The organism is Dactylosporangium sp. CA-152071 (genome assembly GCF_050936335.1).
Classification (GTDB): domain Bacteria; phylum Actinomycetota; class Actinomycetes; order Mycobacteriales; family Micromonosporaceae; genus Dactylosporangium; species Dactylosporangium maewongense.
The window spans coordinates 3094581-3120666 of sequence record NZ_JBNJMZ010000001.1 but is presented as its reverse complement, the minus strand read 5'-3'; the positions used below and the strand labels follow the sequence as shown (position 1 = coordinate 3120666).

The window sequence follows — 26086 nt, the reverse complement described above, 5'->3', positions numbered from 1 at the left end:
CCACGGTGTCGACGCGGGAGCGCTCACATGACACGATTCACCGACAAACAGCAGTCGGGGGAGGGACACGCGGCGGTGGTGCGCATCGAGGTCGAGCGGGCCACGACCCGTGACATGCGCCGGCGCAACCGGTCAACGCTGCTCTCGGAGCTGTTCTTCCGGGGGCCGCTCAGCCGCCACGACCTGAGCCGCATCACCGGCCTGAGCGCCGCGACCGCCAGCAGCGTCACCGGCGAGCTGCTCCAGGAGCACCTCATCGTCGAGGCCGGCCAGATCGAGTCCGACGGCGGCCGCCCGCGCGTGCTGCTGCGCGTCAACCCCGACTTCGGCCGGCTCGTCGGCGCCGACGTTGGCGAGACCGGCGTCAAGGTCGAGCTGTTCGACCTGTCCATGACCCGCCTCGCGGCCGTCGACGAGCCGCTGCCGTCGTCGCGGCCCGCCCCGGAGGCCGTCGCCGGGCAGCTGCTCGCCGGCATCCGCGAGGTCCTCGGCGACACCGACCCGGCCGACGTCATCGGCGTCGGCATCGGCGTGCCCGGCACCGTCGAGCAGTCCGACCCCGTGCGGGTGCACGCCCCGACCATCGGCTGGCGCGGCACGTCCCTCGACGGGCTGCTGCGCGACGGCGGCGTCACCGCCCCGCTCTTCTTCGAGAACGGCGCGAAGTCCCTCGGCCAGGCCGAGATGTGGTTCGGCGCGGGCCGCGGCGCCGCCAACGCCGTCATCGTCCTCGTCGGCTCCGGCGTCGGCGCCGCCGTCATCACCAACGGCACCCTCTACCGCGGCGCGAGCAGCAGCGCCGGCGAGTGGGGCCACACCACGGTCGTCTACCGCGGCAGGCAGTGCCGGTGCGGCGCCCGCGGCTGCCTGGAGGCCTATGTCGGCGCCGAGGGCATCCTCGACCGGTACCAGCAGGTCAACCCCGGCCTGGTCCGCAGCGCCGACGAGCTCGCCGACGTCGCCGCCCTCATCGCGGCCGGCACGCCCGAGGCCGAGGGCATCCTCGCCGAGACCGCCGGCATGCTCGGCGCCGGCATCGGCAACCTGGTCAACCTGTTCAACCCCGAGCGCGTCGTCCTCGGCGGCTGGGCCGGCCTCGCCCTCGGCGCCCGCTTCCTGCCGCAGATCCGCGCGGCGGCGGGGGAGCAGGCCCTGGAGCACCCGTTCGGCCAGGTGTCGATCGAGCTGTGCGAGCTCGGCCCCGACGCCGTCGCGTTCGGCGCGGCCACCCTGCCGATGGCCGAGCTGCTGCGCCGCGCGTCCCGCCCCTGACCTGTGTCGCACTTCTGACCGCCGTTTGCCGAAATTCGCGTCGCGACCTGCGAAGATCGATACAGTTCGCCTCGCGCCCCCTTGCCATCATGTCCCGCATGAAGGCACTGGCAGGCGGATGGGCGCTCACCGGCACGGGCGCCCTGCTCGGACTCGGCACCACGCTCACGCTCTGGGCCATCGGCCCGTCCAAGTTCGACCCGGCGCGCTCGTGCCACTACCGCTTCGACGAGAGCCGCACGTTCACGGCCGTCGAGCGCTCCTTCCCGCCCCGCGTCACGTGCGTCCGCGACGACGGCCAGACCTTCGAATACCTCTCCTCGACCACGACCCTCACCTCAACGGTCCTCCTCGCCGTGTCGGCGGCGCTGGTCCTGGCAGGCGCCGCCCTCCTCGCCGCGACCTGGCTGCGCCGCGACGCCGTCCCCGCCCCACCCCCGTCCGGCAGCCGCGCCGTGCACCTGTGGCTCGCCCTGCTGCTCGGCCTCGCCCTCACGTTGGTCGTGACCGGCCTGGGCCTGGCGCTGTACCTCTTCCTCGGCCCCCTCGCCGCGCTCTTCCTCGCCACCCCGGCCCTCCTCGGCGCCGCCGCCCTCGCCGCCGCCCTGGACCGCCACGCCGGCCCACCCCGCCCCGGCCCCCGCCGCCGCGGCACGACCGTCACCCTCGGCGGCGCCCTCCTCGGCACGGCCCTGGTCCTCGCCACCTTCACCATCGACGCCCTCGCCGGCTGGACCCCGCTGACCTTCCTGCTCGCCGTCCTCCTGTACCCCGCGATCGCCGCCGCCCAGCACTTCCTGCCCAGCCCAGCCCCGTCCACCCAGCCCACTCAACCGGCCCGCCCCTGAACCACTCGCCCCCACCCGCGCTGCGACCGCCCGTCCCGCACCCGCCGCTCCGCCGCCACTCGACCGACCTGGCCGGCTCAACCGGCACGCCCCCGCGCGGACCGGCTCACCACCAGTGCCGCCCACCTCACGGCAGCGGCAATGCCTTTCCTCCGCGAGGACCTGCTGTACAACGGTCCGCCCGGCTGCGCGACGTCACCTCGGTCCCATCAGGGCTCCCGTCGTGGGGTTGAGGGAGCGGTCTGGATGATCACAGAGTGTTACGCTCCGTGCATGCCTGAGGACTCCAGGTGAGGGTCTGGGCGGTGGTGCTCGCGGTGGTGCTGGTGGGTGTGCCGGCGCCGGCGAGGGCGGGGTTCACCGGGGCAGGGTTCGTGGCGACGGCGCTCGACAGTGCGGCGGTGAAGGCGCGGGACCACCACTGTTCGTCGTCGGACGTCATCGGGGCGGGGGCGGCGATCACCGGGGGTGGGGACGACGTGTTCCTGACGGCGGTCGGGCCCAAGGCCGACCTGAGTGGGGTCGACACCGCCGCGGTCGAGGACCAGGACGGGTTTGCCGGGCAGTGGCGCCTGTACGCGTCGGTCATCTGTGGGGTCGCGCCCGTCGACCGGAAGGTCGTCACCGGCCAGTCGGCGCTGAGCTCCAGCAGTACACAGGCGGCGACGGCGACCTGTCCGGGCAGCAGCCGGGTGATGAGCGGCGGTGCCGTGATCGTCGGCGGGAAGGCCCAGGTGGGGCTCGACGACCTGAGGATCACCGCGGATCTGAAGGCTGTCAGCGTCACGGCGGTGGAGGACGAGGACGGCTTCGGCGGCGGCTGGCGGGTCGTCGCCAGAGCGGTGTGCACCGCGACGCTGAGCGGGCTCGAGCTGGTCACCGCGACCGTCCCCGCCAGCTCCAGCATGATGAAGGCGCTCGGCGTGCGGTGCCCGGAGGGCAAGCACCTGCAGGGCATGGGCGCGGCGATCACCGGTGGGGGTGGGCAGGCCCGGCTGACCACCATCATGGCGGCCACCGATCAGGGGCCGGCGATGCTGGTCACCGCGACCGAGGACGGCAACGGTTACGGCGGCAGCTGGACCCTGGCGGGGCAGGCGGTGTGCGCGAAGTGAAGGCGGCCTGGACAACGGTCGCGGTCGCGGCGGCGGTGACCCTCGTCGCCGGGCCGGGGCACGCGGACACGCCGTCGCACTTCGCCCGCACGTCCGACACCAACAGCCTGAACAAGGCGCAGCCGGGCGGCTGCAACAGCCCGGACGAATACCCGCTCGCGGTGAGCGCCGAGGTCAAGGACGGCGGGGCCCAGGTCGGCCTCACCAACCTGATCTTCTCGCCGTTCGGGGAGGTGACGGTCGTGGCGACCGAGGACGACACCGGGTTCGCCGGCGGCTGGCGGGTCACCACCAGCTCGGCCTGCCACCTGCCACCTGCCGCCGGTCGGCTGGGAGGTCGTGGCGAACTCCTCGGCGCAGCGGTCCGCGACCGCCACCTGCCGGCCCGGCAAGAAGGTCTACACCGCCGGCGGCGGCGTCTCCGGCGGGCTGGGCAACGTCATGCTGGAGCGGCTGCGCATCGCGCCGGACCTCGGCTCCGTGACCGTCGCCGGGTCCGAGGACGACGACGGGTTCGCCGGACCGTGGGCGGTCACCGCGCAGGCGATCTGCGGCACGCCGCACGCCGGGCAGACCCGCAGGTCCGCCACGACCGCCGTCGACTCGGCGGCCACGAAGACGGTCGTCGCGTCGTGCCAGGGGGCCGGGCGGGTCCACGGCGTCGGCGGCGAGATCACCGGCGGCGGCGGTCAGGTGCGCATCGTCGCGGTCAAGGAGGACGACAAGGTCAGCGGGGTCCGCATCACCGCGACCGAGGACGAGGACGGCTACGCCGGCGCCTGGTCCGCGACCGCCCACGCGGTCTGCGCCCCCTGACCGCGTCCCGGGGGTGCGAGACTCGCGGCGTGACGGGACAGCTGCCTGACGAGGTGCTGCACGACGGCGAGTGGCACGCCGTGACCGCGGTCGACGGTGCGGGGCTGTTCGACCCGGCCGGCCACGGCATCGAGGTCACCGCGATGAGCACGGCGTGCTGGCGCGGGTTCGTGTGCCGGTACCGGGTGGACGCCGGCCGCCTGCTGCTCCAGGACGCCGAGCTCGGCGCGCCCGCGACAGCGCCGCCGGTGCCGCTGTTCGGGGTCCTGCCGGGGCATTCGGCGCTTCCGAAGGGGCTGCGCGGCCGGTGGTCCTATTCGGACGTCGGCGCCCCGGTCGCGTTCACCGGGCGGCTGCTGATCGGCGCCGGGATCGCCGGCATCGGGTTTCTCCACATGGGGTTCCGGCCGGCGTACGGGTTCGAACGGGTCGCCGAGCTGCGCTTCGACGGCGGGGTGTGCACTGCCGCGCACGACCGCTCCGCCGAGCTCGCCGAGGTCCGCCGGCGGCTGAGCGAGGCGGGCGGCCGCCCGGGGCCGGCGCCGGGGGAGACGAGCGGCGACTGGATCGACCGGACGTTCTCGCTGTCGTTCGAGTACAGCTGGCCGGCGGACTGAAGAAAGGCCTCAGCCGTGCCGGTACGGCTGGAACTCCAGCGACGCCGGGTAGCCGGTGCCGGTCACGGCCTCGATGACGGCCCACAGGAAGTCCTCGTCGGGCCCCCAGGACGGGATCTCCACGGTCGCCTCCACGGGCAGCGGCGCGCCCACGTCGACGACCGCCTCCCCGTCGGCGTGGACGAGCTGCCGCACGACCTCGCCGCCGCTGGAGAGCGTGAACGCGTAGGTGCTGGCGACGCTGGAGAAGATGACGCTCAGCGCGTCGCCGGGCGGGTCGCAGGCCGGGGCGAGCGCCATCGACGGGTCCCACACCTGCGCCCAGCCGCCCGTCTCCGCGGCGAACAGCACCCCGTCGGCGAGCCCGCTCGTGGCCTCGTCGGCGGGGACCGGGGCGCCTTCCGCGACCGCTGGGGACGCGAGCAGCCCGACGGCGTCCGCCGCCGAGGCGCCCCGCACGAACAGCGCCGACGTGTTCCAACCCATCCCGAAACCCTAGAGCAGCCAGTGGTCGTACGGATGGCGGCCCGGCCGGAAGCCGGCGGCCTCCACCATCGCGGCCGCCTCGGCGAAGCCGGTCGCGACCAGGTCGGGCCGGTGCGCGTCGCTGCCGAAGCACACGGCGCGCCCGCCGCAGTCGCGCCACCAGGTGACGAACTCGGGTTCGGGGCCGCGGCGGGTGTTGACCTCCAGGGCGCGGCCGGTGCCGGCGAGGGCGCGCAGCACCGCGCGGATCTCCTCCTCGAAGTCCGCGATCGTGAACGTGGTGCCGGCCGGCAGGTAGCGGACCGGGTAGTCGAGGTGGGTCAGGGCCGAGAACGGCGGGCCCGTCTCGATCATGAGGATCGCCTCGGTGAAGTAGTCGCGCAGCACGTCCGCGACGCCCCGCAGCGGGTACTCGTCCTCGACGAGGCGGAACCGGCCGTCCACCCGCAGCGAGTGCAGCGACCCGATGACCCGCTCGAACGGCGCCGAGGTCAGCAGCGAGGACGCCTGCGCCGGGAACCAGTGCGGCTCGCCCAGCTCGACCCCGGTGATGATCTTCAACGTCGGGAACTTCGACCGGCACCGGTCGATCGCCGCCAGGTAGCCGGGCACGTCCAGCGGCGGCGGTGCGAGGTTCCTGTCGTCGGCCATGTGCGAGAACCGGCGGCCCGGGACTTCGTCGACGTCCCAGACGACGAAGTCGGTGTGCTCGGTGAACGCGATCGCCGGCAGCCCGAGCTCCACGGCCCGCGCGCAGGAGCCCTCCATGTCGCCGGTCGCGGTGTCCCAGGAGAACTCGGTGTGCGTGTGCAGGTCCGCGGGGAGCATGCCGGTGATCGTGTCAGGAGATGCCGAGGCCCCGCAGGTGTGTGAGGGCGTCGGTGACGCTCGCCACCACGGGCACGCCGGGCGTGACGGGGGGCCGGTCGACCATGAGCACCGGCAGCCGCAGCGACCGTGCCGCGTCAAGCTTCGCGGCCGTCATCGGGCCGCCGCTGTCCTTCGTCACGAGGAGCTGGATGTCGTACGAGGTGAGCAGCGCCGTCTCCCCGTCGACGGTGAACGGCCCCCGGTCGAGGATCGACTCCAGCCGCGGCGGGTGCGGCGGCGCCACCGGGTCGACGCTGCGCACGAGAAACCAGCGGTCCGTCAGGGCGGCGAACGCGCCGAGGCCCTGCCTGCCGGTGGTGAGGAACACCCGCTCGTAGGGGGATGCCGCGATGAACGCCGCCGCGGCATCGAGGTCCTGTACCCGGTGCCACTCGTCGCCCTCGCCGGCGATCCAACCCGGGCGTCGCAGCACCACCAGCGGTACACCTGCCGCCGCCGCCGACGCGCTCATCCCCGCCGCGAACGGATGGGTCGCGTCGACGACCACGTCGACCGCCTCGGCCCGCACGTAGGAGGCCAGCCCCGCGGGGCCGCCGAACCCGCCGACGCGGACCTCGCCGGGCGGCAGGGCAGGGTCCGCGACCCGCCCGGCGAGGGAGCTGATCACCCGGCAGCCGCCGGTCAGCGCCTCCGCGAGCCGCCTCGCCTCACCGGTCCCGCCGAGGATGAGCACAGTGCGCACGCCGGCAAGGATGTCATGCGGCGACGTGCAGCTCGACGCGTCCCTTCCCGGCCGCCTTCGAGCGGTACAGCGCGGCGTCGGCGAGGCGGAACATCGTCTCGTCGTCCAGTCCCGGCGTGCGGACCACCACCCCGGCGCTCGCACCGACCCGCACCGGGCAGCCCGACGACGCCACCCGCGCCACGATCCCGGCGATGATCCGGTCGGCGACCGCGACCGCCTCCCGCTCGTCGCGCACGTCGGCGAGCAGTACCGCGAACTCGTCGCCGCCGAGCCGGGCGGGCAGGTCGCCGGCGCGGACCGCGGCCCGCAGCGCGGCGGCCGCCTCGACGAGCACCCGGTCGCCGGCCGGGTGCCCGAGCGTGTCGTTGACCTGCTTGAACCCGTCGAGGTCCAGCAGCACCAGCCCGCCGTGCAGCGACGGCAGCGTCGCGTGGAGCAGCGCCCGGTTCGGCAGGCCGGTGAGGTCGTCGTGGGTCGCCTGGTGCGCCAGCTCGGCCCGCTGCCGGTCGACCTCGGCGAGCAGGTGCGCATTGGTACGAAGCACCAGGTACTGCAGGCAGGCCAGGGTCCAGCCGCTGGACGCGAGCCCGGCGAAGAACCAGGCGACCCTGGCCCTGCCGGTGCCGGCGGCGAAACGGCGGAAGAGCCGCACGTTCGTGGCGAGGGCGAGGAGCGTCGTGGCGGCGCCCACGGTCGCGATCGTGCCGGCCGTGGGCGCCAGGATGACCGCGACCTGGGCCGCGGCGCAGACCGCGAGCAGACCGGCGACGACAGCATCGCCGGTCTGATCGGCAGTGGTTACGGGTAGTTGACCCAGTTCGCGACGTTCGTCGAGGAGTTCGACGGCCCGCCGGTGTTGTTGATGATGTGCGCGATGGTGCCGGTGCCGCCGAGGGAGACGGTGACCATGTTGTGGAACTTCACGTTCGGGGTCTGCGGGACCTCGAACGAGTGGCCCAGCACGACGCTCGGGTTGGTGCTGAAGAAGCAGTAGCTGCCCAGCCCCCACGCCTCGTGACTGGTGACGTTCGCGCCGACCTTGTACGCGGCCCAGCCCTGCGCCCCGCCGCCGCTGGACCAGCTGGACTGGTTCGGCACGTCGTACGGGATCTCGTTCTGGTAGAAGTACGTCCGGCCGCCGTTGCCGTTCCAGATCGTCTGGTACTGCTGGTAGTGCTCGACGAACAGGCCGTACATGGTGACGTTGTTGCCGTTGACGACGAGGCCGTTCGCGCCGGTGTTGATGTTCCAGCCGACGGTGCCGCCGTTGCCGTGGTCGGCGCGCCAGATCCACATGTGGTCGCCGATCACGTTGTTGCTGTTGACCCGCAGGCTGACGGTCGCCTTGCCGGCGATCGAGCCGCCGACGCGGAAGAACACGTCGTGCAGCGAGGTCGGGTTCGCCGAGTGGTCCGCGGTCGAGCCGTTCGGGCCGACCTCCATGAGGACCTGCGAGTTGGTGGTGCCGGCGTCGAAGAGGACCCCGGCGACCTTCACGCCGTCGACGTCGGCGACGGTCATCGCGGTCACGCCGTTGTCGGGCACGATCGTGGCCAGGCCCAGGCCGAGCACGACCGTGTTGGCGCGGGTGATCCGGATGGTGTCGTTCACGTGGTACACGCCGGGGGTGAACAGCAGGTTCTGCCCGGCGGCGAGGGCCGCGTTGATGCTGGCCGCGGTCGCGCCGGCCTTCACGATGTAGAACTGGCTGATCGGCAGGCTCGACCCGGCGGTGCTGCCGGAGGACCAGCTGTTGCCGCTGGCGTTGGTCCGCAGCGACGGCACGAACACCTGGTAGGCGCCGGCGCCGTCGACGTACAGGAACGGCTTCTCCCGCACGACCGGCGCGGTGCCGACCGTGGTGTACGGCGGGTTGGGGAAGCTGTTGCCGGGCGCTCCGGCGGTACCGACGAAGACCTGGTTCCAGTTGGAGCCGGACCAGCTGCCGATCTGCGAGTTACGGGTGATCCACTGCTGCTGGCTGCCGGACTGGATCTGGCCGTCGATCTTGCTGTCGGAGATCCAGCCACCGCTGGACCAGCCGCCGTCGGACAGCGCCAGGTTCCCGCGCACGTGCATCCGCCGGTACGGCGCGGCCTGCGACACCGCCCACCGGTCGAGCCCGCCGGTCGGGGTGACCGACAGGTTCTCCGCGGAGCGCCAGAAGTTCTGCGTCGCGTTCTGCGAGCCGTCCGGCCACCAGTCGGCCTCGGCGTGCACGGCGCCGTTGATGACCACCGAGTCCGGGCTCAGCCCGAGGCCGGCGACCTGGGTGAAGAACCCGACGTTGGCGTTGACGTTGTACGTGCCGGGCTTGAACAGCAGCGCGAACCGGGCGTCGCCGAACTGGTTCGTCACCTGCTGGTTGAACACGGTGTTGAGCCGGTTCTGGATCGTCGCCTGCGACATCGAGGAGTCGAACACCGACACGTTCGGGCCGAGGTCGGGGTTGTTCGGGTTGTTCGGGGGCGTGCTGGTCGGCGGGTTCGTGGTGCCTCCCGGGAGCGTCCACTGCTGGTTGGCGCTCGCGAAGCAGTCCCACAGCTGGAGCTTGGTCCCGTCGGCGGAGCTGGGGCCGGTCGCGTCCAGGCACTTGCCGAGCGACCGCAGCGTGCCGTCGCTCTGCTTGGACCACTGCTGCGCGGTGGTCCCGTTGCAGTCCCAGATCTGGATCTTCGTGCCGTTGGCGGTGCTGGCGGCGTTGACGTCGAGGCACTTGCCGAGGGCGCGGATCGTGCCGTCGTCGCCGACCGTCCACTGCTGGGCGCCGGTGCCGTTGCAGGTGTACAGCTGGACCTGGGTGCCGTTGGCGGTGCTGGCGGCGGCGACGTCGACGCACTTGCCGCCGTAGCCGGTGATCTGGCCGGTGGCGGCGGCCGAGGCGGTGGTCATGGCGACCACGGTGGTGCCGGTGACGGCTAGGACGGTCGCGCCGATGGCGAGACCGATCCTGCGTCGTGAGATGCGGGTCACGGGGGTCCCTTCTGGGCGGTTCGCCCGCCCTCGGGACCCATGTCGGGGGTAGGTCCGGGGCGGGCGGGGAGCCGCCCTCCGGCGCCGGTGGGTGACGACGGAGGCCGAGATCTGTGAAGTTGCCTTACAGATCCATCGGAGGCTATTCCCGCCCCGGTGCCTTAGTCAATACGCGACCTGAATTAAGGGGCTGGCCTGCGGATTTAGGCCTTCGCCAGGATCTCGCCCGCGCCGCCGACCGTCTCGTTCACGGCCTCCAGGTAGGCCTTCATGTCCGTGTTCTCCAGGCCTGTGCCCGCCACGACGACCGTGTTGCCGACGATGAGCGTCGGGTACATCTTCGCCTCGTCCTGCGCGTACGCCTTGGCCGCGTTGGCCGCCTTGAACTCCACGAAGATCGCCTGCTGCCCCCGCGACGGCATGAAGTCGCCCTTCTTCTTGTAGCAGTCGAACTGCTTGAAGTTCGCGACCGCGGACCGGTACTTCGAGGGCACCCCCGTCGAGTTCGTGTCCCACTGGCCGACCGGGCACAGCGGGTCCTTGGTGAACAGGTCACCGGTCAGCTTCGCCACCGTCTGGTACTGCAGCCCCTTTCCGGCCGCACCGCTCGCCTTCGCGCTGGCACTTCCGGACGGCTGCCCACTCCCGGCGGGTGCGCCGCTGGCAACGGTCGAGGCCGCGGCGGCCGGCGCGTCCTTCTTGTCGTCGGCCTTCTTGTCATCACCCCCGCAGGCGGCGGTCAGCAGCAGGGTGGCACCGGCGACAACGGACGCGATCAGCAGACGCTTCATGGGGATTCGTTTCCTTATATATGTGGTGGTGCGGGGAAGGTGTTCGGGGGGTTGTTTTCCTTGCGACGCCCATGAACCTACGCACCCCGCCCGCCCGTTGAATCCCGGATGTATGCCACCCGACAACCACCGTGTCCCACCTCACTGTGCTGTGTTTCCGCCCCACCGCTTCGCGGCGGGTCCCGGCGGGGATTCTCACCCGCACCCCAATGCGCCGCTCCGCGGCGCACTGCCTGCGCTCGCGCGGCAGGATGCCGCTCGCGCGGGCATCCGCGGCCCGTCCAACTCCGGTTGGAACGCCCACTTGTCCGCCGCCGGGCAAGATCGAAGGACGAATCCGGCCCATGACGACCACTGCGATCCTTCGATCAAGCCCTGACGTTCCCCGCACTACCGCCCGCGACCGCGCTACCCGCGGCAAGGTGCTCGATCCGGGTCCCGCGGCGTGATGCGACCGCTACGTGCGTCCTGACACGGGGAAAGGCCGTACCTCCCCCGAACCGCATGATCCAAGGATGGATCTGGTTGTCGGGGGACGGCCGCTTCCGTCCTTCGATCAAGGCGGCGGCTGGTCAGGAGGTGGCGAGGCGGAGGATGACCTCGGCGGCGCGGTCGATGTCTGACTCGTCGGTGGTGTGGTTGCTGACGGAGAAGCGCATGGCGGGACTGCCCTGCCAGGTGGTGCCGCTGACCCAGCAGGTGCCTTCCTCGCGGACGCGGGTGATGAGGTCGAAGGTCTGCGGGCCGAAGGTGAGCAGGACCTGGTTGAGGACGACCTCGTTGAGGACCGCGTCGCCCATGTGGGTGGCGAAGCGGGTGGCGAGCTCGCAGGTGCGGTCGATGAGGGCCTCGACGCCGTCCCGGCCGAGGGTGCGCAGGGCCGCGTACACGGGGAAACCGCGCGCGCGGCGGGAGAACTCCGGGTTGTGGTCGAGGGCGTCGCGTTCGTTGCCGCCCGCGTGGACGAGGTAGGCGGCGCGGACGCCCATGGCGGCGCGGTGGGCCTGCGGGTGGGCGCAGAAGACGAGGCCGGAGTCGTACGGGACGTTGAGCCACTTGTGGGCGTCGGTGGTCCAGGAGTCGGCCCGGTCGACGCCCGTCACGAGGTGGCGGTGGCGGGAGCTGGCCGCGGCCCACAGGCCGAAGGCGCCGTCGACGTGGACCCAGGCGCCGGACGCGTGCGCGATGTCGCAGATGGCGGCGATCGGGTCGCACGCGCCGGTGTTGACGTTGCCCAGCTGGGCGCAGACGATGACCGGGCCGTCGATGTCGTCGAGCGCGGTGCGCAGCGCGTCCGGCTGCATGCGGCCCTGGTCGTCGACGTCCACCGGCACCAGCGCGGCGGTGCCGATGCCGAGGAACCGCAGCGCGCGGTCGATGGTCGAGTGCCGGTCGGCGCCGGCGACGACCGTGATGCGCGGGGCGCCGTGCAGGCCGCCGGCCTCGACGTCCCAGCCGGCGCGGCGCAGGACCTCGTGGCGGGCGGCGGCGAGCGCGGTCACGTGGCTCATCTGCGCGCCGGTGACGAAGCCGACCGAGGTGTGCGCCGGCAGGCCGAACAGGTCGCGGAGCCAGCCGCCGGCGACCTCCTCGACGACCGCGGCGGACGGGCCGGCGGCGTAGAGGCCCGCGTTCTGGTCCCAGGTCGCGGTGAGCCAGTCGGCGGCGAGCGCGGCCGGTGTCGCGCCGCCGATGACGAACCCGAAGAACCGGCCGCTCGGCGACGCGACGATCCCGGCGTCGGCCGCGGCGGCGAGCCGGGCGATCACCTCACGCGCGTCGGTGCCCTTGTCGGGCAGCGGCCCGCCGAGCGCCGCCCGCAGCTCGTCCGGGCCGGCGCCGCTGCCGACCGGGCGGGACGGGAGACCGGTCAGGAAGCGGGTCGCCTGCTCGTACGCCTCGGTGAGCGGGCCGTGCCAGTCGGGTTGCTCCATGCGTCCCATACTGTCCCGGCCGCCCTGGGAGAGCCAGAGAATGCCGAGGATCGAGCACGCCGTCGCGGATGAGGGCGGGGCAGCCCGGCCGACGCCGTCGACATGTCACCCGTTCAGTGCGCTCATGCACGATTTCTGCGGTACCGGCCGGGGGCGGCGCCGTGCTGCCGTTTGAACGCGGCGGCGAAGGCGAACTCCGACGAGTAGCCGACGCGGGCCGCGACGGCGCTCAGCGGCTCGCCGGACTCCTGCAGCAGCCGCGCGGCGGTGGTCATCCGCCACCACGTCAGGTACGTCAGCGGCGGCTGGCCGAGAAGCTGGGTGAACCGGCGGGCGAACGGGGTCCGGGACAGCCCGGCCTCGGCGGCCAGGGTGGCGACGGTCCACGGGCGGCCCGGGTCGCGGTGCATGGCCTGCAGGGCAGCGGCGACGGCCGGGTCGTTGAGGGCCGCCGCCCACCCGGCGGCGGCCTCACGGAGGGGCTGCCGCTCGATCCAGGCCCGCAGGACGTGCAGCAGCAGCGTGTCGAGCAGGGCGGGGACGATCGCGGCGGTGCCGAGGCGGGGGCGCTCCAGCTCACCGGCGAGCAGGTCCACGGTCGCGCGCAGCTCGGGGTGCCGGCCCAGGTGCGCGGGCAGGTGGATGAGCTCCGGCAGGTCCCGCAGCAGCGGGTGGACGCGGGTCCCGTCCAGCTGGTACCCGCCGCACAGCGTGACCGTGGCGGGGCCGTCACCGCCGGCGGTGTCGGCGGTGTCGGCGACGTACGGCTGGAGCGCCCTGGGGTCGGCCGGGTCGCAGGCGGGCGCCGGCGGTGTCCGCGGGTCGTCCGCGAGCGTGTGGCCGTGCCCGTGCGGGCGCAGCACCACATCCCCGGGCGCGAGGGCGACCGGCTCGCCCTGCGGTCTTATGAGCCAGCACGATCCCTGCAGGATCACCTGGAAGCCCGCGGACCCCGGCACCGGCGCGAACTCCTGCGCCCACGGCGCGCGCCACGCCACCCGCGCCGACCGCGGCTGCCCCGTCCGCATCACCGCGATCACGTCGCTGAGCACGTCCATCCCGCCGATCGTACCGGCGCGGGACGATCACGCATGAAACAAGGCCTTCCAAGCATGGCTCGTCCCGCGTCCTCGCCATAGGTTCGACCGGTGAGAGCCATGCGAATCCATGTGTACGGCGACGCTTCCGTCATCCGCGCCGAGGACGTGCCCCGCCCGTCCGCCGGTCCGGGTGAGGTCCTGCTGCGGGTCGCCGCGACGTCGTTCAACCCGTCGGACGTGGGCCTGCGCCGCGGGCTGCTGCGGTCCGTCCTGCCGGTCGACCTGCCGCTCACGCTCGGCAGTGAGGTCGCCGGCACCGTCGTCGAGGTAGGCCACGGCGTGCACACCCTCGCCCCCGGCGCCCCGGTGATCGGCCGGGTCGACAGCGGCGGCACGGCAGCGGAGTTCGTCACCGCCGCGGCGGACACGCTCGTCGCCGCGCCCGCCGCCGTCCCGCTCGCCCACGCGGCCGCCGTCCCCGTCGCCGGCCTGACCGCCTGGCAGGCCGTGTTCGACCACGCGAACGTCACGCCCGGCCAGCGGGTCCTGGTCAACGGCGCGGGCGGCGGCGTCGGCGGGTTCGCGGTCCAGCTCGCCAGGCACGCCGGCGCGCACGTGATCGCCACGGCCGGGCCACGCAGCGCGGCCACCGTCCGCCGCCTCGGCGCCCACCAGGTCATCGACTACACGACCACCCCGCTCGCCGCCGCCCTCGACGAACCCGTCGACGCCGTCCTCAACCTCGTCGCCCTCGACCCCCAGCACGCCGCCGCGACGCTCCTGCCCCTCCTTCGCCCCGGCGGCGTCGCGGTGTCCGCCACGGTGCCGATCCCCGTCCCCGCCGGCTCCTCGCTGACCACCGTGCAGTTCGTCGCACGCAACGACACCACGCAGCTCGCCGCGCTGGTCGCCCTCATCGACACCGGCGCGGTCCACCTGGACGTCACCGCCACCCGCCCGCTCACCGACCTGCCCGCCGTCCACGTCGCCGCCGAGTCCGGCCTGATCCGCGGCAAGACCGTCCTCGTGCCCTGACGGCCCTGCTCTGGTGGCTCCAGAACCGCCGACCATCGGGCGCCACGATCGAAGGACGGGAACGGTCACCCGAACGACCTGATTCGTCCTTGGATCAATGAAGGGGTCGGGTGGCCGCGGGATGCACGCGTGAGCGGCATCCTGCCACGCGTGAGCGCGGGCAGTGCGCCGCGGAGCGGCGCATTGGGGTGCGGGTGAGAATCCCCGCCGGGACCCGCCGCGGCAGCGGTGGGGCGGAAGCACAGTGCCGGCCTACTTGTCGTCCTCGAGGTCGCCTTCGGTTTCGAGGTACACCTGGCGCAAGGCGTCCAGGGTGGACTGTTTCGGGTGTTCCCAGAGGTTGCGGTCGGCGGCTTCCAGGAGGCGTTCGGTGATGCCGTGCAGGGCCCACGGGTTGGACTCGTCGAGGAACTTGCGGTTCTCGGGGTCGAAGACGTAGGACTCGGCGAGTTTCTCGTACATCCAGTCTGCGACGACGCCGGCGGTGGCGTCGAAGCCGAACAGGTAGTCGACGGTGGCGGCGAGCTCGAAGGCGCCCTTGTAGCCGTGGCGGCGCATGGCGGCGAGCCAGCGGGGGTTGACGACGCGGGCGCGGAAGACGCGGGCGGTCTCCTCGCTCAGGGTGCGGGTGCGCACGGCGTCGGGGTTGGTGCTGTCGCCGACGTACGCGGCCGGGGCGCGGCCCGTCAGCGCGCGGACGGTGGCGATCATGCCGCCGTGGTACTGGAAGTAGTCGTCGGAGTCGGCGATGTCGTGCTCGCGGGTGTCGGTGTTCTTGACCGCGACGCTGATCCGCTTGTACGCGCCTTCCATGTCGCCCCGGGCGGGCAGGCCGTCCAGGTCGCGGCCGTACGCGTAGCCGCCCCACACCGCGTACACCTCGGCCAGGTCGGCGTCGTCGCGCCAGTTGCGGCTGTCGATGAGGGGGAGGATGCCGGCGCCGTACGCGCCCGGCTTGGACCCGAAGACGCGCAGCGTGGCGCGCCGCTCGTCGCCGTGCGTGGCCACGTCGGCGGCGACGTGGGCGCGGACGTAGTTGTCGTCGGGGGACTCGTCCAGCGCGGCGACCAGCTGCACCGCGTCGTCCAGCAGCGCGACCACGTGCGGGAACGCGTCGCGGAAGAAGCCGCTGATGCGCATCGTGACGTCGATGCGGGGGCGGCCCAGCTCGGCGAGGTCGACGGGGGCGAGGCTGACCACCCGGCGGGACGCGTCGTCCCAGACGGGCCGGACACCGAGCAGCGCGAGCGCCTCGGCGATGTCGTCGCCGGCGGTGCGCATGGCGCTGGTGCCCCACATCGACAGGCCGACGGAGCGCGGCCACGCACCGTGGTCGGCCTTGTAGCGGGCGAGCAGCGAGTCGGCCATCGCCTGACCCGTCTCCCACGCGAGCCGGCTCGGGATCGCCTTCGGGTCGACGGAGTAGAAGTTGCGCCCGGTCGGCAGCACGTTGATCAGCCCGCGCAGCGGCGACCCGCTCGGCCCCGCCGGGACATACCCTCCGTCCAGCGCATGCAGGACCATCGTCAGTTCGTCGCCGGTACGGGACAGCCGCGGCACGATCTCCCGTGCGGCGAACTCCAGCACCCGTACCACATCCGGCAAATCCGAAATGTCGGAGATGTCGGTGGTGGGCCAGCCCCGTGACTCCATCTCCGCCACAAGGGCGCGGGCCTGCGACTCGGCCTCGTCGACCGACACGCGCGCGGTCGAGCCCTCGGTCAGGCCGAGGGCCTCGCGCAGGCCGGGCAGCGCGACCGTGCCGCCCCACAGCTGCCGCGCCCGCAGCATGGCGAGGACCAGGTCGACCCGGGCCTCGCCGGCCGGCGCGACGCCGAGCACGTGCAGCCCGTCGCGGATCTGGACGTCCTTGATCTCGCAGAGCCAGCCGTCGATGTGCAGGATCAGCTCGTCGAACCCGTCGTCACCGGGCCGGTCGGCCAGGCCCAGGTCGTGGTCGAGCCGCGCCGCCTGCAGCAGCGTCCAGATCTGCCCGCGGATCGCCGGCAGCTTCGCCGGGTCGAGGGCCGCGATCGTCGAGTGCTCGTCCAGGAGCTGCTCGAGGCGGGCGATGTCACCGTACGACTCGGCGCGCGCCATCGGCGGGATCAGGTGGTCGACCAGGGTGGCGTGCGCCCGCCGCTTCGCCTGGGTGCCCTCGCCGGGGTCGTTGACCAGGAACGGGTAGATCAGCGGCAGGTTTCCGAGGGCCGCGTCGGCACCGCACGAGGCGGACATCCCGACCGTCTTGCCCGGCAGCCACTCGAGGTTGCCGTGCTTGCCGACGTGCACGACCGCGTGCGCGCCGAACTCGTCGGCGAGCCACCGGTACGCGGCCAGGTAGTGGTGGCTCGGCGGCAGGTCGGGGTCGTGGTAGATCGCGACGGGGTTCTCCCCGAAGCCGCGCGGCGGCTGCACCATCACCACGACGTTGCCCTCGCGCAGCGCGGCGAGGACGATCTCGCCGCCGGGGTCGCGGGACGTGTCGACGAACAGCTCACCGGGCGCCGGCCCCCAGTGCCGCTCCATGTCCTCCCGCAGGTCGGCGGGGAGCGTGTCGAACCAGCTCCGGTACCGGGCGGCGGAGATCCGGATTGGGTTGCCGCGCAGCTGGTCCTCGGTGAGCCAGTTCACGTCCTGCCCGCCGGCGGCGATGAGCGTGTGCATCAGCGCGTCGCCGTCCTTCGGGAAGCCGTCGGCGCCGACGTACCCCTGCGCGTGCATCGCATCGAGCAGCCGCACGACGCTCGCGGGCGTGTCGAGGCCGACCGCGTTGCCGATCCGCGCGTGCTTCGTCGGGTACGCGCTGAGCATCAGCACGATCTTGCGGTCCTCGGGCCGCAGGTGCCGCAGCCGGGCGTGCGCGACCGCGGTCCCGGCGACCCGGCCGGCCCGCTCCCGGTCGGCGACGTACACGGTGAGGCCGTCGGCGTCGATCTCCTTGAACGAGAACGGCACCGTGATGATCCGGCCGTCGAACTCGGGGATCGCGACCTGCGTCGCGGTGTCCAGCGGCGACAGCCCGTCGTCGTTGGCGTCCCAGGTGTCGCGGGAGCTCGTGAGGCACAGCCCCTGCAGGATCGGCACGTCGAGCGCGGCCAGGGCGCCGACGTCCCACGCCCCGTCCTCGCCGCCGGCCTGCGCGTCGGCGGGCCGGGTGCCGCCCGCGGCGAGGACCGTGACGACCAGCGCGTCCGCCTGCCGCAGCGTGTCGAGCAGCTCCGCCGGGGCGGCCCGCAGCGACGAGGCGAACACCGGCAGGGCCCGCCCGCCCGCGTCCTCGACGGCCTCGCAGAGCGTCTCCACGAACGCGGTGTTTCCCGCCAGGTGGTGCGCCCGGTAGTAGATGATCCCGACGGTCGGACCGTCGGCCGTGGAGTCCCGGTCCAGCACTCCCCACGCGGGGGTCTGCACCGGCGGCGCGAACCCGTGGCCGGTCAGCAGGACCGTGTCGGAGAGGAAGTTGTGCAGCTCGGCGAGGTTGGCGGGGCCGCCCTCGGTGAAGTAGGCGTGGGCCTCCGCGGCGACGCCGGCGGGCACCGTCGAGTGGCGCATCAGCTCCGCGTCGGGCAGCGACTCACCGCCGAGCAGCACCACCGGCGCCGGCAGGCGCAGCAGCGTGTCGAACCCCTCCTGCCAGTCGCGGTAGCCGCCCAGGAACCGCACCACGACCAGGTCGGCGCCGTCGGCCAGGGCCGGCAGCTCCTCCACGGTGAGGCGGGACGGGTTGGCCAGCCGGAACGCCGCGCCGCTCGCACGGGCGCTGAGCAGGTCGGTGTCGGACGTCGACAGCAGCAGGATCACGCCGGGGTCCTCCCTCGGGGTCCGCGCCCCAAGTCGGTCGGGAAAGGTTCCGGCGGCGGAGAGTCTCCTGGCTCCCGGATCGGCGCTCGCCTCCGGCCTTCCCGGGCTCGCACCCGGTGGCCGTCGTCTCCGGCCTCCGGGGCGCTGGGCCCGGTGGCCGTCGTCGGAGGTCCACTCCCCGGTCACAGTGGCGGGACCGCGCCGGATTCACACCGGCTTCCTCCACACGTCGCCGTACAGCACCGCCAACTCTGCCGGTCACGGCTTCCTTGCGTCAAGCTCGCCCGGGCCGGCCGCCGCCGGTCGGCCCGCTTGGCCGGGTCGCTTGGTCGGCTTCCTTGGGTCGGGGGCGGCGCTGCGCAGTAGTATCCGGCGCGTGCAGGCTGCCAGTGGACGTGACGCTCCGGACCGGTGCCCGGGTGCCGTGCAGGTCCACGCGGCGGCCGACGGCGGTCTTGCCCGCGTCCGGCTGCCCGGCGGGCGGCTGACCGTCCCAGCCCTCGCGGTCCTCCGCGCCGCCGCCGCGGACCTCGGCGACCCCGCCCTGGAGCTCACCTCGCGCGGAAACGTGCAGATCAGAGGGCTGCGGCCGGACGCGTCGCCGGAGCTGGCGGCCAGGCTCACCGCCGCGGGACTGCTGCCGTCGGACACCCACGAGCGGGTCCGCAACATCATCGCCAGCCCGCTCAGCGGCCGCGACGGCCTCGGCGAGCTGGACGTGCGGCCGGTGGTGGCCGCGTTCGACGCCGGGCTGTGCGCCGACCCCGCGCTGGCGGCGCTGCCCGGCCGGTTCCTGGTGACCGTCGACGACGGGCGCGGCGACGTGTCCCCGCTCGGCGGCGACGTCGGCCTGCACGGCGACCGCCTCCTCCTCGCCGGGCTCCCGACCGCGGGCCGGGGCGGTGACAACCCCGCTGAGCTGCTGCTCCGGGCGTCCCGGGCGTTCCTGGACGAGCGCGCTGCGCAGGGCGGCACCGCGTGGCGGCTGGCCGAGCTGACCGACGGCCCGGCCCGGGTGGCGGCCCGCCTGGGGTTCGCCCCCGGTACAGACGTTGACCAATTCGTAGGCTCGCCTGGGCCGGCGGTCGGACGGGCCCCGCAGGTCGGGGGACTGGTCGCGCTGACGGTGGTCGTACCACTCGGGCTGCTGACACCGGAGCAGTCGGCCGCGCTCGTCGCGGCGGCGCCGGGGGAGATCATCGTCACGCCGTGGCGGACCGTCGTCGTGCCCGACGTGCCGGTCGAAGAAGCTGGACGTCTCGAGTCACTGCTGACGACCGCCGGCCTCGGCACCGACCCCGCGACGCCGTGGGCCGGGGTCACGGCGTGCGCCGGCCGGCCCGGCTGCGCGAAGGCCCTCGCCGACGTGCGCGCCGACGCCCGCGCGGCCGTCCTCAGCGGTCTCGACCATGCGTTGCCGGTGCACTGGGTCGGCTGCGAACGGCGCTGCGGCGCACCGAAGGGAAGGCACGTGGAGATGCTCGCGACCGCCGACGGCTACCGGGTGCTGTCATGACGGCTCAGGAGACCGTCGCTGATGGCGCCTCCGGTTCCGTCCAGGACGGTGGTTTCGACTACGTCAAGGACGGCGCGGAGATCTACCGGCGGTCGTTCGCGACGATCCGCGCCGAGGCCGACCTGTCCGCGCTGCCCGCCGACGTCGCCCAGGTCACCGTCCGCATGATCCATGCGTGCGGCATGGTCGACCTCGCCGGTGACGTCGGGTACAGCGCGGACGTCGTGCGCCTCGCCCGCGCCGCCCTGCGCGACGGCGCCCCGATCCTGTGCGACGCGGAGATGGTCGCCTCCGGCGTGACCCGCGCCAGGCTGCCCCGCGACAACGAGGTCCTGTGCACGCTGCGCGACCCGCGGGTCCCGGCGCTCGCCCACGAGCTGGGCACCACCCGCAGCGCCGCCGCCCTCGACCTGTGGGGTCCGCGCCTCGACGGCGCGGTCGTCGCCATCGGCAACGCGCCGACGGCGCTGTTCCGGCTCCTGGAGATGATCGCGGCCGGCGCGCCCCGGCCCGCGGCCGTGCTGGGCATCCCCGTCGGGTTCATCGGCGCGGCCGAGTCGAAGGTCGCGCTCGCGGCGTCGGACCTGCCGCATCTGGTCGTGCACGGCCGCCGGGGCGGCAGCGCGATGACGGCCGCCGCCGTCAACGCCATCGCGGACGAGAAGGAATGACCACAGTGGACACCGGTCGGTTGTACGGCGTAGGACTCGGCCCCGGCGACCCGGAGCTCGTGACGGTCAGGGCGGCCCGGCTCATCGCCGCGGCACCCGTCGTCGCGTTCCACAGCGCCCGCCACGGGCGCAGCATCGCCCGTTCGATCGCCGCGCCGTACCTGCGCGACGGCCAGATCGAAGAGGCGCTCGTCTACCCGGTCACCACCGAAGAGGTCCGCGACTACCGGGCCCTCATCGAGGAGCACTACGACGCGTGGGCGGCCCGGCTCGCCGCGCACCTCGACGCCGGCCGCGACGTGGTCGTGCTCTGCGAGGGCGACCCGTTCTTCTACGGCTCGTACATGCACATGCACAAGCGTCTCTCGCACGCCTACGCGACGGAGGTCGTGCCGGGCGTCACCTCCGTCTCGGGCGCGTCAGCGGTGCTCGGGCGCCCCCTCGTCGAGCGCGACGAGGTGCTCACCGTGCTGCCCGGCACGCTGCCCGTCGAGGACCTGGCCGCGCGGCTCGCCAGCACCGACTCCGCCGCCGTCATGAAGCTCGGCCGCACGTTCGGGGCCGTCCGGGACGCCCTGGAGCGCGCCGGCCGCCTCGACGACGCCTGGTACGTCGAGCGCGCCACCACCGCCAACGAGCGCGTCGCCCCTCTGTCCACTGTGGACCCGGCGGAGGTCCCGTACTTCTCCCTCGCCCTGCTGCCGAGCCGCATGCACGAGGAGACGGCGTCGGCGCTGCGGTCCACGCCGCCCGCGGTCGCCGCCGGCGAGGTCGTCGTCGTCGGGCTCGGCCCGGCCGGCCGGGACTGGCTCACCCCCGAGGCCCTGGCCGCGGTCGAGGCCGCCTCCGACCTCGTCGGCTACGCCCCGTACCTGGCCCGGATCCCGTCCAACCCCCGCCAGCGCCGGCACGCCTCCGACAACAAGGTCGAGTCGGAGCGCGCCGAGTTCGCCCTGTCCCTCGCGAAGGACGGCCGCCGCGTCGCCGTCGTGTCGTCAGGCGATCCGGGCGTGTTCGCGATGGCGGCAGCGGTACTGGAGATCGCCGCCGAACCCCGCTGGAAGGACGTCCCGGTGCGCGTCCTGCCCGGCCTGACCGCCGCCCAGGCGGTGGCGAGCCGCGCGGGCGCCCCCCTCGGCCACGACTTCTGCGTGCTGTCGCTGTCCGACCGCCTGAAGCCGTGGGACGTCATCGCCGCCCGCCTCGAGGCCGCGGCCGGCGCCGACCTCGTCATCGCCATCTACAACCCGGGCTCGAAGAGCCGCACCTGGCAGGTCGAGGCCGCCCGCGACCTGCTGCTGCGCCACCGCTCCCCGGAAACCCCGGTCGTCCTGGGCCGCGACGTCGGCGGCCCGCAGGAGCGCGTCCGCGTGGTGCGCCTCGCCGACCTGGACCCGTCCGAGGTGGACATGCGAACCCTGCTCATCGTCGGCTCGTCCCAGACCCGCACCCTGACCCGCGGCGACGGCGCCCCTGTCGTCTTCACCCCCCGCCGCTACCCCTGACCCGCGGGTGCCTTCGTCAGGTACAGCTCCAGGATCGCGGGCAGCGGGGCGACCCCCGGGCCGCCGGCGTCGACCCAGGCGGTCAGGTCGTCGATGACGGCGTCGTCGAGCAGGTAGCCGAGCCACACCGGCCGGGCACCCGCCCGCCGGGCGGACGGGGTGGGGTGCACGACGACGATGTTGGAGCGGGCGCACGCGTCCAGGCAGCCGCTGACCCGGACCCCCGCCGCCCCGAGTGCCTGGCGGAGCCGCGCCACCTGGCCGGCGTGGTCGACGTCCGGGTGCTTGCGCGGCGAGCCGCAGCAGCAGTCGCGGCACACGGTGACGAGGGGTCGATCCACCCGTAGAGCTTACGGCCGGGCCAGGATCTCGCCGTGCAGGATGGAGAGCCAGCCGTCGGGGGAGGCGGCCCAGGTGCGCCAGCCGTCCGAGAGCCGCTGCAGGTCTGATGGGGTCGAGCCGCTGGCCAGGGCCTGCGTCGCCATCGCCGAGGCGCGGACCCGGTCCGCCCACATGCCGCCCCACCACGAGCGGTCCTCGTCGTCGGCGAAGCACCACGTCGAAGCTGTCGCCGTCACGTCGGTGAAGCCCGCCGCGCGCGCCCATGACAGCAGGCGGCGGCCGGCGTCGGGCTCGCCGCTGTTGGCGCGGGCCATCCGCTGGTACAGCGCCATCCACTCGTCCAGCTCCGGCAGCTGCGGAAACCAGGTGAACGCCGCGTAGTCGCTGTCCCGGGCGGCCACGTAACCGCCGGGCTTGCACACCCGGCGCATCTCGCGCAGTGCCTGCACGGGGTCCGCGACGTGCTGCAGCACCTGGTGGGCGTGCACCACGTCGAAGCTGTCGTCGGGGAAGTCCAGCGCGTGGACGTCGCCGACCACGTACGAGACGCCCCGCACCCCCGCCTTCGTGACCTCCAGTGCCTCCGCGGTCGCCTCCAGCGCGGTCACCGCTCCGGGCGCCACCGCCAAAGCCAGGTCGGCGGTGATCGTGCCGGGGCCGGCGCCGACGTCCAGCAGGGTCATGCCCGGCCGGAGCACCGGCAGCAGGTACGCGGCGGAGTTCGCGGCGGTGCGCCAGCGGTGGGAGCGCAGGACCGACTCGTGATGTCCATGGGTGTAGACGTTGTTGGCCATGTCCCAGACTCTAATATTCTCGTCTCTAATAATGGGAGACGATTCCCATTCAGTGGACACCGTAAGATCGCCGGAGTGAGAACGTCGCTGCTCGTGCTGGCCTACTTCGCGTTCATCAGCCTCGGGCTCCCCGACGGCCTCCTCGGCGTCGGCTGGCCGTTCATGGCCGGCACCTTCCACGTGTCGACCGAGTCCGTCGGCTACCTGCTCGTCGCCGCGACCACCGGCTACCTCACCTCCAGCGTCGCCGCCGGGTTCCTGCTCGGGCGGGTCGGCGTCGGCTGGCTGCTCGCCGGCAGCACCGCCGCGACGAGCCTCGCCCTCGCCGGGTACGCCCTCGCCCCCAGCCTCTGGTTCGTCGTGCCGTGCGCGCTGCTCGGCGGGTTCGGCGGCGGCGCGATCGACGCCGGGCTCAACGCCTACGCGGCCGCGAACTTCAACGCCCGCCACATGAACTGGCTGCACGCCTGCTTCGGCCTCGGTGTCGCGATCGGACCGCTCATCATGACGTCCGTGATCAGCGGCGGCTCGCCGTGGCGCCTCGGGTACGCACTGGTCGCCACCGCCCAGCTGGCACTGTCGGTCTCGTTCGTCGTCAAGGCCCGCAGCTGGGGGAGGGCCCCGGTGCCGGTACACGAGACGCCACAACGCGGCCGGGACACCCTCAGGATGCCAGTGGTGTGGGTGCAGGTGGTCGCGTTCGGGGTCTACGTCGCGGTCGAGGCCGGCGCCGGCCTGTGGGCGTTCCTGCTGCTCACCGAGGGCCGCGGCGTGAGCGACGCGGTCGCCGGCGTGTGCGTGTCGGGCTACTGGGCCATGCTCTTCCTCGGCCGCGTCGTGCAGGGCGCCGTCGCCGACCGGATCGGCGTCAACCGCGTCATCGTGGGGTGCATGGCCGGCATGGCGGCCGGTGCGTTCCTGGTCGCGCTGCCCGGCCCCGGCTGGCTCGCCGCGACCGGCCTCGGCATCATCGGCTTCGCCGCCGCGCCCGTGTTCCCGCTGCTCACGCTCACCACCGCCGACCGCGTCGGGGCCGCGCACGCCGACCGGGCGATCGGGCTGCAGATCGCCGGCGCCGGGCTCGGTGGCGCCCTCGTCCCGACCGCGATCGGCGTCCTGCTCGCGCGTGCCGGGGTCAACGTCCTCGGGTCGGCGCTGCTGGCCCTCGCGTTGCTGTTGCTGCTCCTGTACTGGCTGACCCTGCGACTCTCGTCGCCCGGAGCGTCCGGTGCCGTTCCGCGCGGTTCCTCGCGTGACCAGATCGTTCCGGTTGCCGGCGTGGCCGTGCCTGTCGCGGAGCCGCCCGGCGGCGCAGGATCGTCGTCATGAGAAGCGCGCTGCTCGTCATCGACATCCAGGAGTCCTTCCGCCAGCGCCCCAGCTGGGCCGCCGTCTCCAACCCCGACATCGTCGCGACGGTCAACCCGTTGATCGACGCCGCCCGTACCCGCGGCGACCTCGTCATCTGGATCCTGCACCACGAGGTCGGCAACGTGTTCGACCCGCGCAACGGCCACGTCCGCCCGATCGAGGGCCTGCAGCCGCTGCCGGACGAGCCGGTCCTCACCAAGACGTCCGCGAACGCGTTCACCACCACCGGCCTGCAGCAGCTGCTCACCACCGAAGGCATCCGCCACCTCGTCGTCACCGGCATCCAGACCGAGCTGTGCTGCGAGACCACCACCCGCGTCGCCGGCGACCTGGGCTACGACGTCACGTTCGTCACCGAGGCCACCGCCACGTTCCCGATCCCGCACCGCGACGAGCGCGACCTGCCCTACGACGAGATCCTCGCCAGCCCCCGCACCCTGCGGACCGACGAGGTCATCGCCCGCACCGAGTACGCCCTCGCCGGCCGCTTCGCCACCATCGCGACGGTGAAGGAGCTCATCGGCTGATGAAGGTCGTGTTCCTGCTCGTGCCGCAGCTGCACCTGCTCGACCTGGCGGGCCCCGCGCAGGTCTTCTCCACGGCCCGCGACCTCGGCCTGGACTACGAGCTGGACTACGCGGCCGAGCAGGACGACGTCCCCTCCGCCCAGGGCCTGCCGGTCCGCCGGACCACGGGCCTGCCGTCGCTGGCACCGTCCGACCTGGTCGTGGTGCCCGGCTGGCGCAGCCACGGCTTCCCGCAGAACGGCCGTCTCAGCGTCTCCGTCCGTACCTGGCTCGCCGCCCACCACGCTTCCGGCGGCACCTGCGCCAGCGTCTGCTCCGGCGCCGACGCCCTCGGCCAGGCCGGTCTCCTGGACGGCCGCCGGTGCACCACGCACCATCTGCTGCAGGACCGGCTGGCTACGCGGTACCCACGCGCCAAGGTCCTCAAGGACGTCCTCTTCGTCATCGACGACCGCGTCGTCACCTCCGCCGGCATCGCGAGCGGCATCGACCTCGCGCTCCACCTCGTCGCCACGCGCCACGGCCCGGGCACCGCCGCCCAGATCGCCCGCGAGATGGTCGTGTACGCCCGGCGCAACGGCGACGACCCGCAGGACAGCGCCATGCTCCGCCACCGCGCCCACCTCTCCGACGTCGTCCACCGCGTCCAGGACGTCATCGACGCCCGCTTCACCGACCGCCTCCCGCTCCGCGACCTCGCCTCCACGGCCGGCGTCAGCGAACGCACCCTCACCCGCCTCTTCGGCGACGCCACCGGCCTGACCCCGCTGCGCTACCAGCAGCTCCTGCGGGTCGAACGCGCCGAACACCTCATCGGCCACGGCGCCACCGTCGAGTCCGCCGCCCGCGCCGCCGGCTTCGAGGACGCCCGCATGCTCCTCCGCCTCCGCTCCCGCCTCTGACGGTCGGTGCTTCGACCGTCACAACACGTGCATGGTGGCGGTGGGCGCTGGACGCCGGGTTGGGCGGCCGGGAGAATTGAGGCAAGCGTCGGCCAGGGGAGGCCGCCAATGCCACGCCCGTACTTCTCGTTGTCCGCGCCAGATCCACGTC

General features: G+C 73.4%; 23 protein-coding genes and 1 riboswitch. Of the genes, 12 read left to right on the top strand and 11 right to left on the bottom strand.

From position 1 onward, the window contains the following. The first annotated feature begins 27 nt into the window (after positions 1-27). The 5 genes from ACQEVZ_RS13810 to ACQEVZ_RS13790 all read left to right on the top strand — a co-directional run bounded on the left by ACQEVZ_RS13810 (position 28) and on the right by ACQEVZ_RS13790 (position 4668). A complete protein-coding gene (locus ACQEVZ_RS13810; protein WP_344502487.1) occupies positions 28-1272 on the top strand; it encodes an ROK family protein in 1245 nt (414 codons plus the stop codon). A 98-nt stretch (positions 1273-1370) separates the two neighbouring features. Further along, positions 1371-2120, top strand: a complete 750-nt coding sequence (locus tag ACQEVZ_RS13805; protein WP_433366155.1) for a hypothetical protein — start codon at positions 1371-1373, stop codon at positions 2118-2120. Positions 2121-2410: 290 nt separating this feature from the next. Further along, positions 2411-3235: a hypothetical protein gene (locus ACQEVZ_RS13800; protein WP_433366152.1), complete on the top strand. Its 825-nt coding sequence runs from the start codon at positions 2411-2413 to the stop codon at positions 3233-3235. 339 nt (positions 3236-3574) lie between these two features. Then, on the top strand, positions 3575-4051 hold the full coding sequence (locus ACQEVZ_RS13795) for a hypothetical protein (protein WP_433366149.1): 477 nt from the start codon (positions 3575-3577) through the stop codon (positions 4049-4051). A 29-nt stretch (positions 4052-4080) separates the two neighbouring features. Further along, positions 4081-4668 (top strand): hypothetical protein, encoded by a 588-nt coding sequence (locus ACQEVZ_RS13790; RefSeq protein ID WP_433366146.1) that lies wholly within the window; start codon positions 4081-4083, stop codon positions 4666-4668. Positions 4669-4677: 9 nt separating this feature from the next. Here the strand turns inward: ACQEVZ_RS13790 and ACQEVZ_RS13785 are convergent, their stop codons facing one another. From ACQEVZ_RS13785 to ACQEVZ_RS13750, 8 genes are all read right to left on the bottom strand, one after another. Next, complete coding sequence (locus ACQEVZ_RS13785) at positions 4678-5154, bottom strand: hypothetical protein (RefSeq protein ID WP_344502482.1); 477 nt, start codon at positions 5152-5154, stop codon at positions 4678-4680. A 9-nt stretch (positions 5155-5163) separates the two neighbouring features. Beyond that, on the bottom strand, positions 5164-5982 hold the full coding sequence (locus ACQEVZ_RS13780; protein WP_433366143.1) for a PHP domain-containing protein: 819 nt from the start codon (positions 5980-5982) through the stop codon (positions 5164-5166). A gap of 13 nt (positions 5983-5995) precedes the next feature. Next, complete coding sequence (locus ACQEVZ_RS13775; protein ID WP_354893468.1) at positions 5996-6727, bottom strand: cobalt-precorrin-6A reductase; 732 nt, start codon at positions 6725-6727, stop codon at positions 5996-5998. Between the two features lie 13 nt (positions 6728-6740). Continuing rightward, positions 6741-7421 carry a diguanylate cyclase domain-containing protein gene (locus ACQEVZ_RS13770; protein WP_433366139.1) on the bottom strand — a complete coding sequence of 227 codons (681 nt, stop codon included), beginning with the start codon at positions 7419-7421 and terminating at the stop codon, positions 6741-6743. Positions 7422-7528: 107 nt separating this feature from the next. After that, entirely contained in the window at positions 7529-9703 is a 2175-nt protein-coding gene (locus ACQEVZ_RS13765; protein ID WP_433366136.1) for a ricin-type beta-trefoil lectin domain protein, read from the bottom strand. A 203-nt stretch (positions 9704-9906) separates the two neighbouring features. After that, positions 9907-10494 carry a hypothetical protein gene (locus tag ACQEVZ_RS13760; protein ID WP_344502477.1) on the bottom strand — a complete coding sequence of 196 codons (588 nt, stop codon included), beginning with the start codon at positions 10492-10494 and terminating at the stop codon, positions 9907-9909. 572 nt (positions 10495-11066) lie between these two features. Next, on the bottom strand, positions 11067-12428 hold the full coding sequence (locus tag ACQEVZ_RS13755) for a pyridoxal phosphate-dependent decarboxylase family protein (protein ID WP_433366133.1): 1362 nt from the start codon (positions 12426-12428) through the stop codon (positions 11067-11069). 122 nt (positions 12429-12550) lie between these two features. Next, entirely contained in the window at positions 12551-13486 is a 936-nt protein-coding gene (locus tag ACQEVZ_RS13750) for an AraC family transcriptional regulator (RefSeq protein WP_433366130.1), read from the bottom strand. A gap of 99 nt (positions 13487-13585) precedes the next feature. On the opposite strand from ACQEVZ_RS13750, the gene ACQEVZ_RS13745 reads away from it, so the two are divergent. Then, positions 13586-14503 carry an NADP-dependent oxidoreductase gene (locus ACQEVZ_RS13745; RefSeq protein WP_433366127.1) on the top strand — a complete coding sequence of 306 codons (918 nt, stop codon included), beginning with the start codon at positions 13586-13588 and terminating at the stop codon, positions 14501-14503. Positions 14504-14755: 252 nt separating this feature from the next. Here the strand turns inward: ACQEVZ_RS13745 and cobN are convergent, their stop codons facing one another. Continuing rightward, positions 14756-18307, bottom strand: coding sequence for a cobaltochelatase subunit CobN (gene cobN / locus ACQEVZ_RS13740; RefSeq protein ID WP_433366124.1), 3552 nt, complete (start codon positions 18305-18307; stop codon positions 14756-14758). A gap of 40 nt (positions 18308-18347) precedes the next feature. After that, positions 18348-18569, bottom strand: a riboswitch (cobalamin riboswitch). A gap of 114 nt (positions 18570-18683) precedes the next feature. Here cobN and ACQEVZ_RS13735 point away from each other — a divergent pair. The 3 genes from ACQEVZ_RS13735 to ACQEVZ_RS13725 are packed head-to-tail and all read left to right on the top strand — an operon-like array spanning position 18684 to position 21999. Beyond that, entirely contained in the window at positions 18684-19823 is a 1140-nt protein-coding gene (locus ACQEVZ_RS13735) for a precorrin-3B synthase (RefSeq protein WP_433366121.1), read from the top strand. Beyond that, positions 19820-20494 carry a precorrin-8X methylmutase gene (locus tag ACQEVZ_RS13730; RefSeq protein ID WP_344502470.1) on the top strand — a complete coding sequence of 225 codons (675 nt, stop codon included), beginning with the start codon at positions 19820-19822 and terminating at the stop codon, positions 20492-20494. Before ACQEVZ_RS13735 ends, ACQEVZ_RS13730 begins: the two co-directional genes overlap by 4 nt. Further along, positions 20491-21999, top strand: a complete 1509-nt coding sequence (locus ACQEVZ_RS13725; protein ID WP_433366118.1) for a precorrin-2 C(20)-methyltransferase — start codon at positions 20491-20493, stop codon at positions 21997-21999. Before ACQEVZ_RS13730 ends, ACQEVZ_RS13725 begins: the two co-directional genes overlap by 4 nt. Here the strand turns inward: ACQEVZ_RS13725 and ACQEVZ_RS13720 are convergent. Both ACQEVZ_RS13720 and ACQEVZ_RS13715 read right to left on the bottom strand, forming a co-directional pair. Beyond that, a complete protein-coding gene (locus ACQEVZ_RS13720) occupies positions 21990-22340 on the bottom strand; it encodes a hypothetical protein (protein WP_433366115.1) in 351 nt (116 codons plus the stop codon). The genes ACQEVZ_RS13725 and ACQEVZ_RS13720 overlap by 10 nt on opposite strands. 9 nt (positions 22341-22349) lie before the next feature. After that, positions 22350-23135, bottom strand: a complete 786-nt coding sequence (locus tag ACQEVZ_RS13715; RefSeq protein WP_344502467.1) for a class I SAM-dependent methyltransferase — start codon at positions 23133-23135, stop codon at positions 22350-22352. A 75-nt stretch (positions 23136-23210) separates the two neighbouring features. On the opposite strand from ACQEVZ_RS13715, the gene ACQEVZ_RS13710 reads away from it, so the two are divergent. The 3 genes from ACQEVZ_RS13710 to ACQEVZ_RS13700 are packed head-to-tail and all read left to right on the top strand — an operon-like array spanning position 23211 to position 25935. Further along, positions 23211-24464 (top strand): MFS transporter, encoded by a 1254-nt coding sequence (locus tag ACQEVZ_RS13710; protein WP_344502465.1) that lies wholly within the window; start codon positions 23211-23213, stop codon positions 24462-24464. After that, positions 24461-25033 carry an isochorismatase family protein gene (locus ACQEVZ_RS13705; protein WP_344502464.1) on the top strand — a complete coding sequence of 191 codons (573 nt, stop codon included), beginning with the start codon at positions 24461-24463 and terminating at the stop codon, positions 25031-25033. Before ACQEVZ_RS13710 ends, ACQEVZ_RS13705 begins: the two co-directional genes overlap by 4 nt. Further along, complete coding sequence (locus ACQEVZ_RS13700) at positions 25033-25935, top strand: GlxA family transcriptional regulator (protein ID WP_433366110.1); 903 nt, start codon at positions 25033-25035, stop codon at positions 25933-25935. The genes ACQEVZ_RS13705 and ACQEVZ_RS13700 overlap by 1 nt, the downstream gene beginning before the upstream one ends. Positions 25936-26086: the final 151 nt, after the last annotated feature.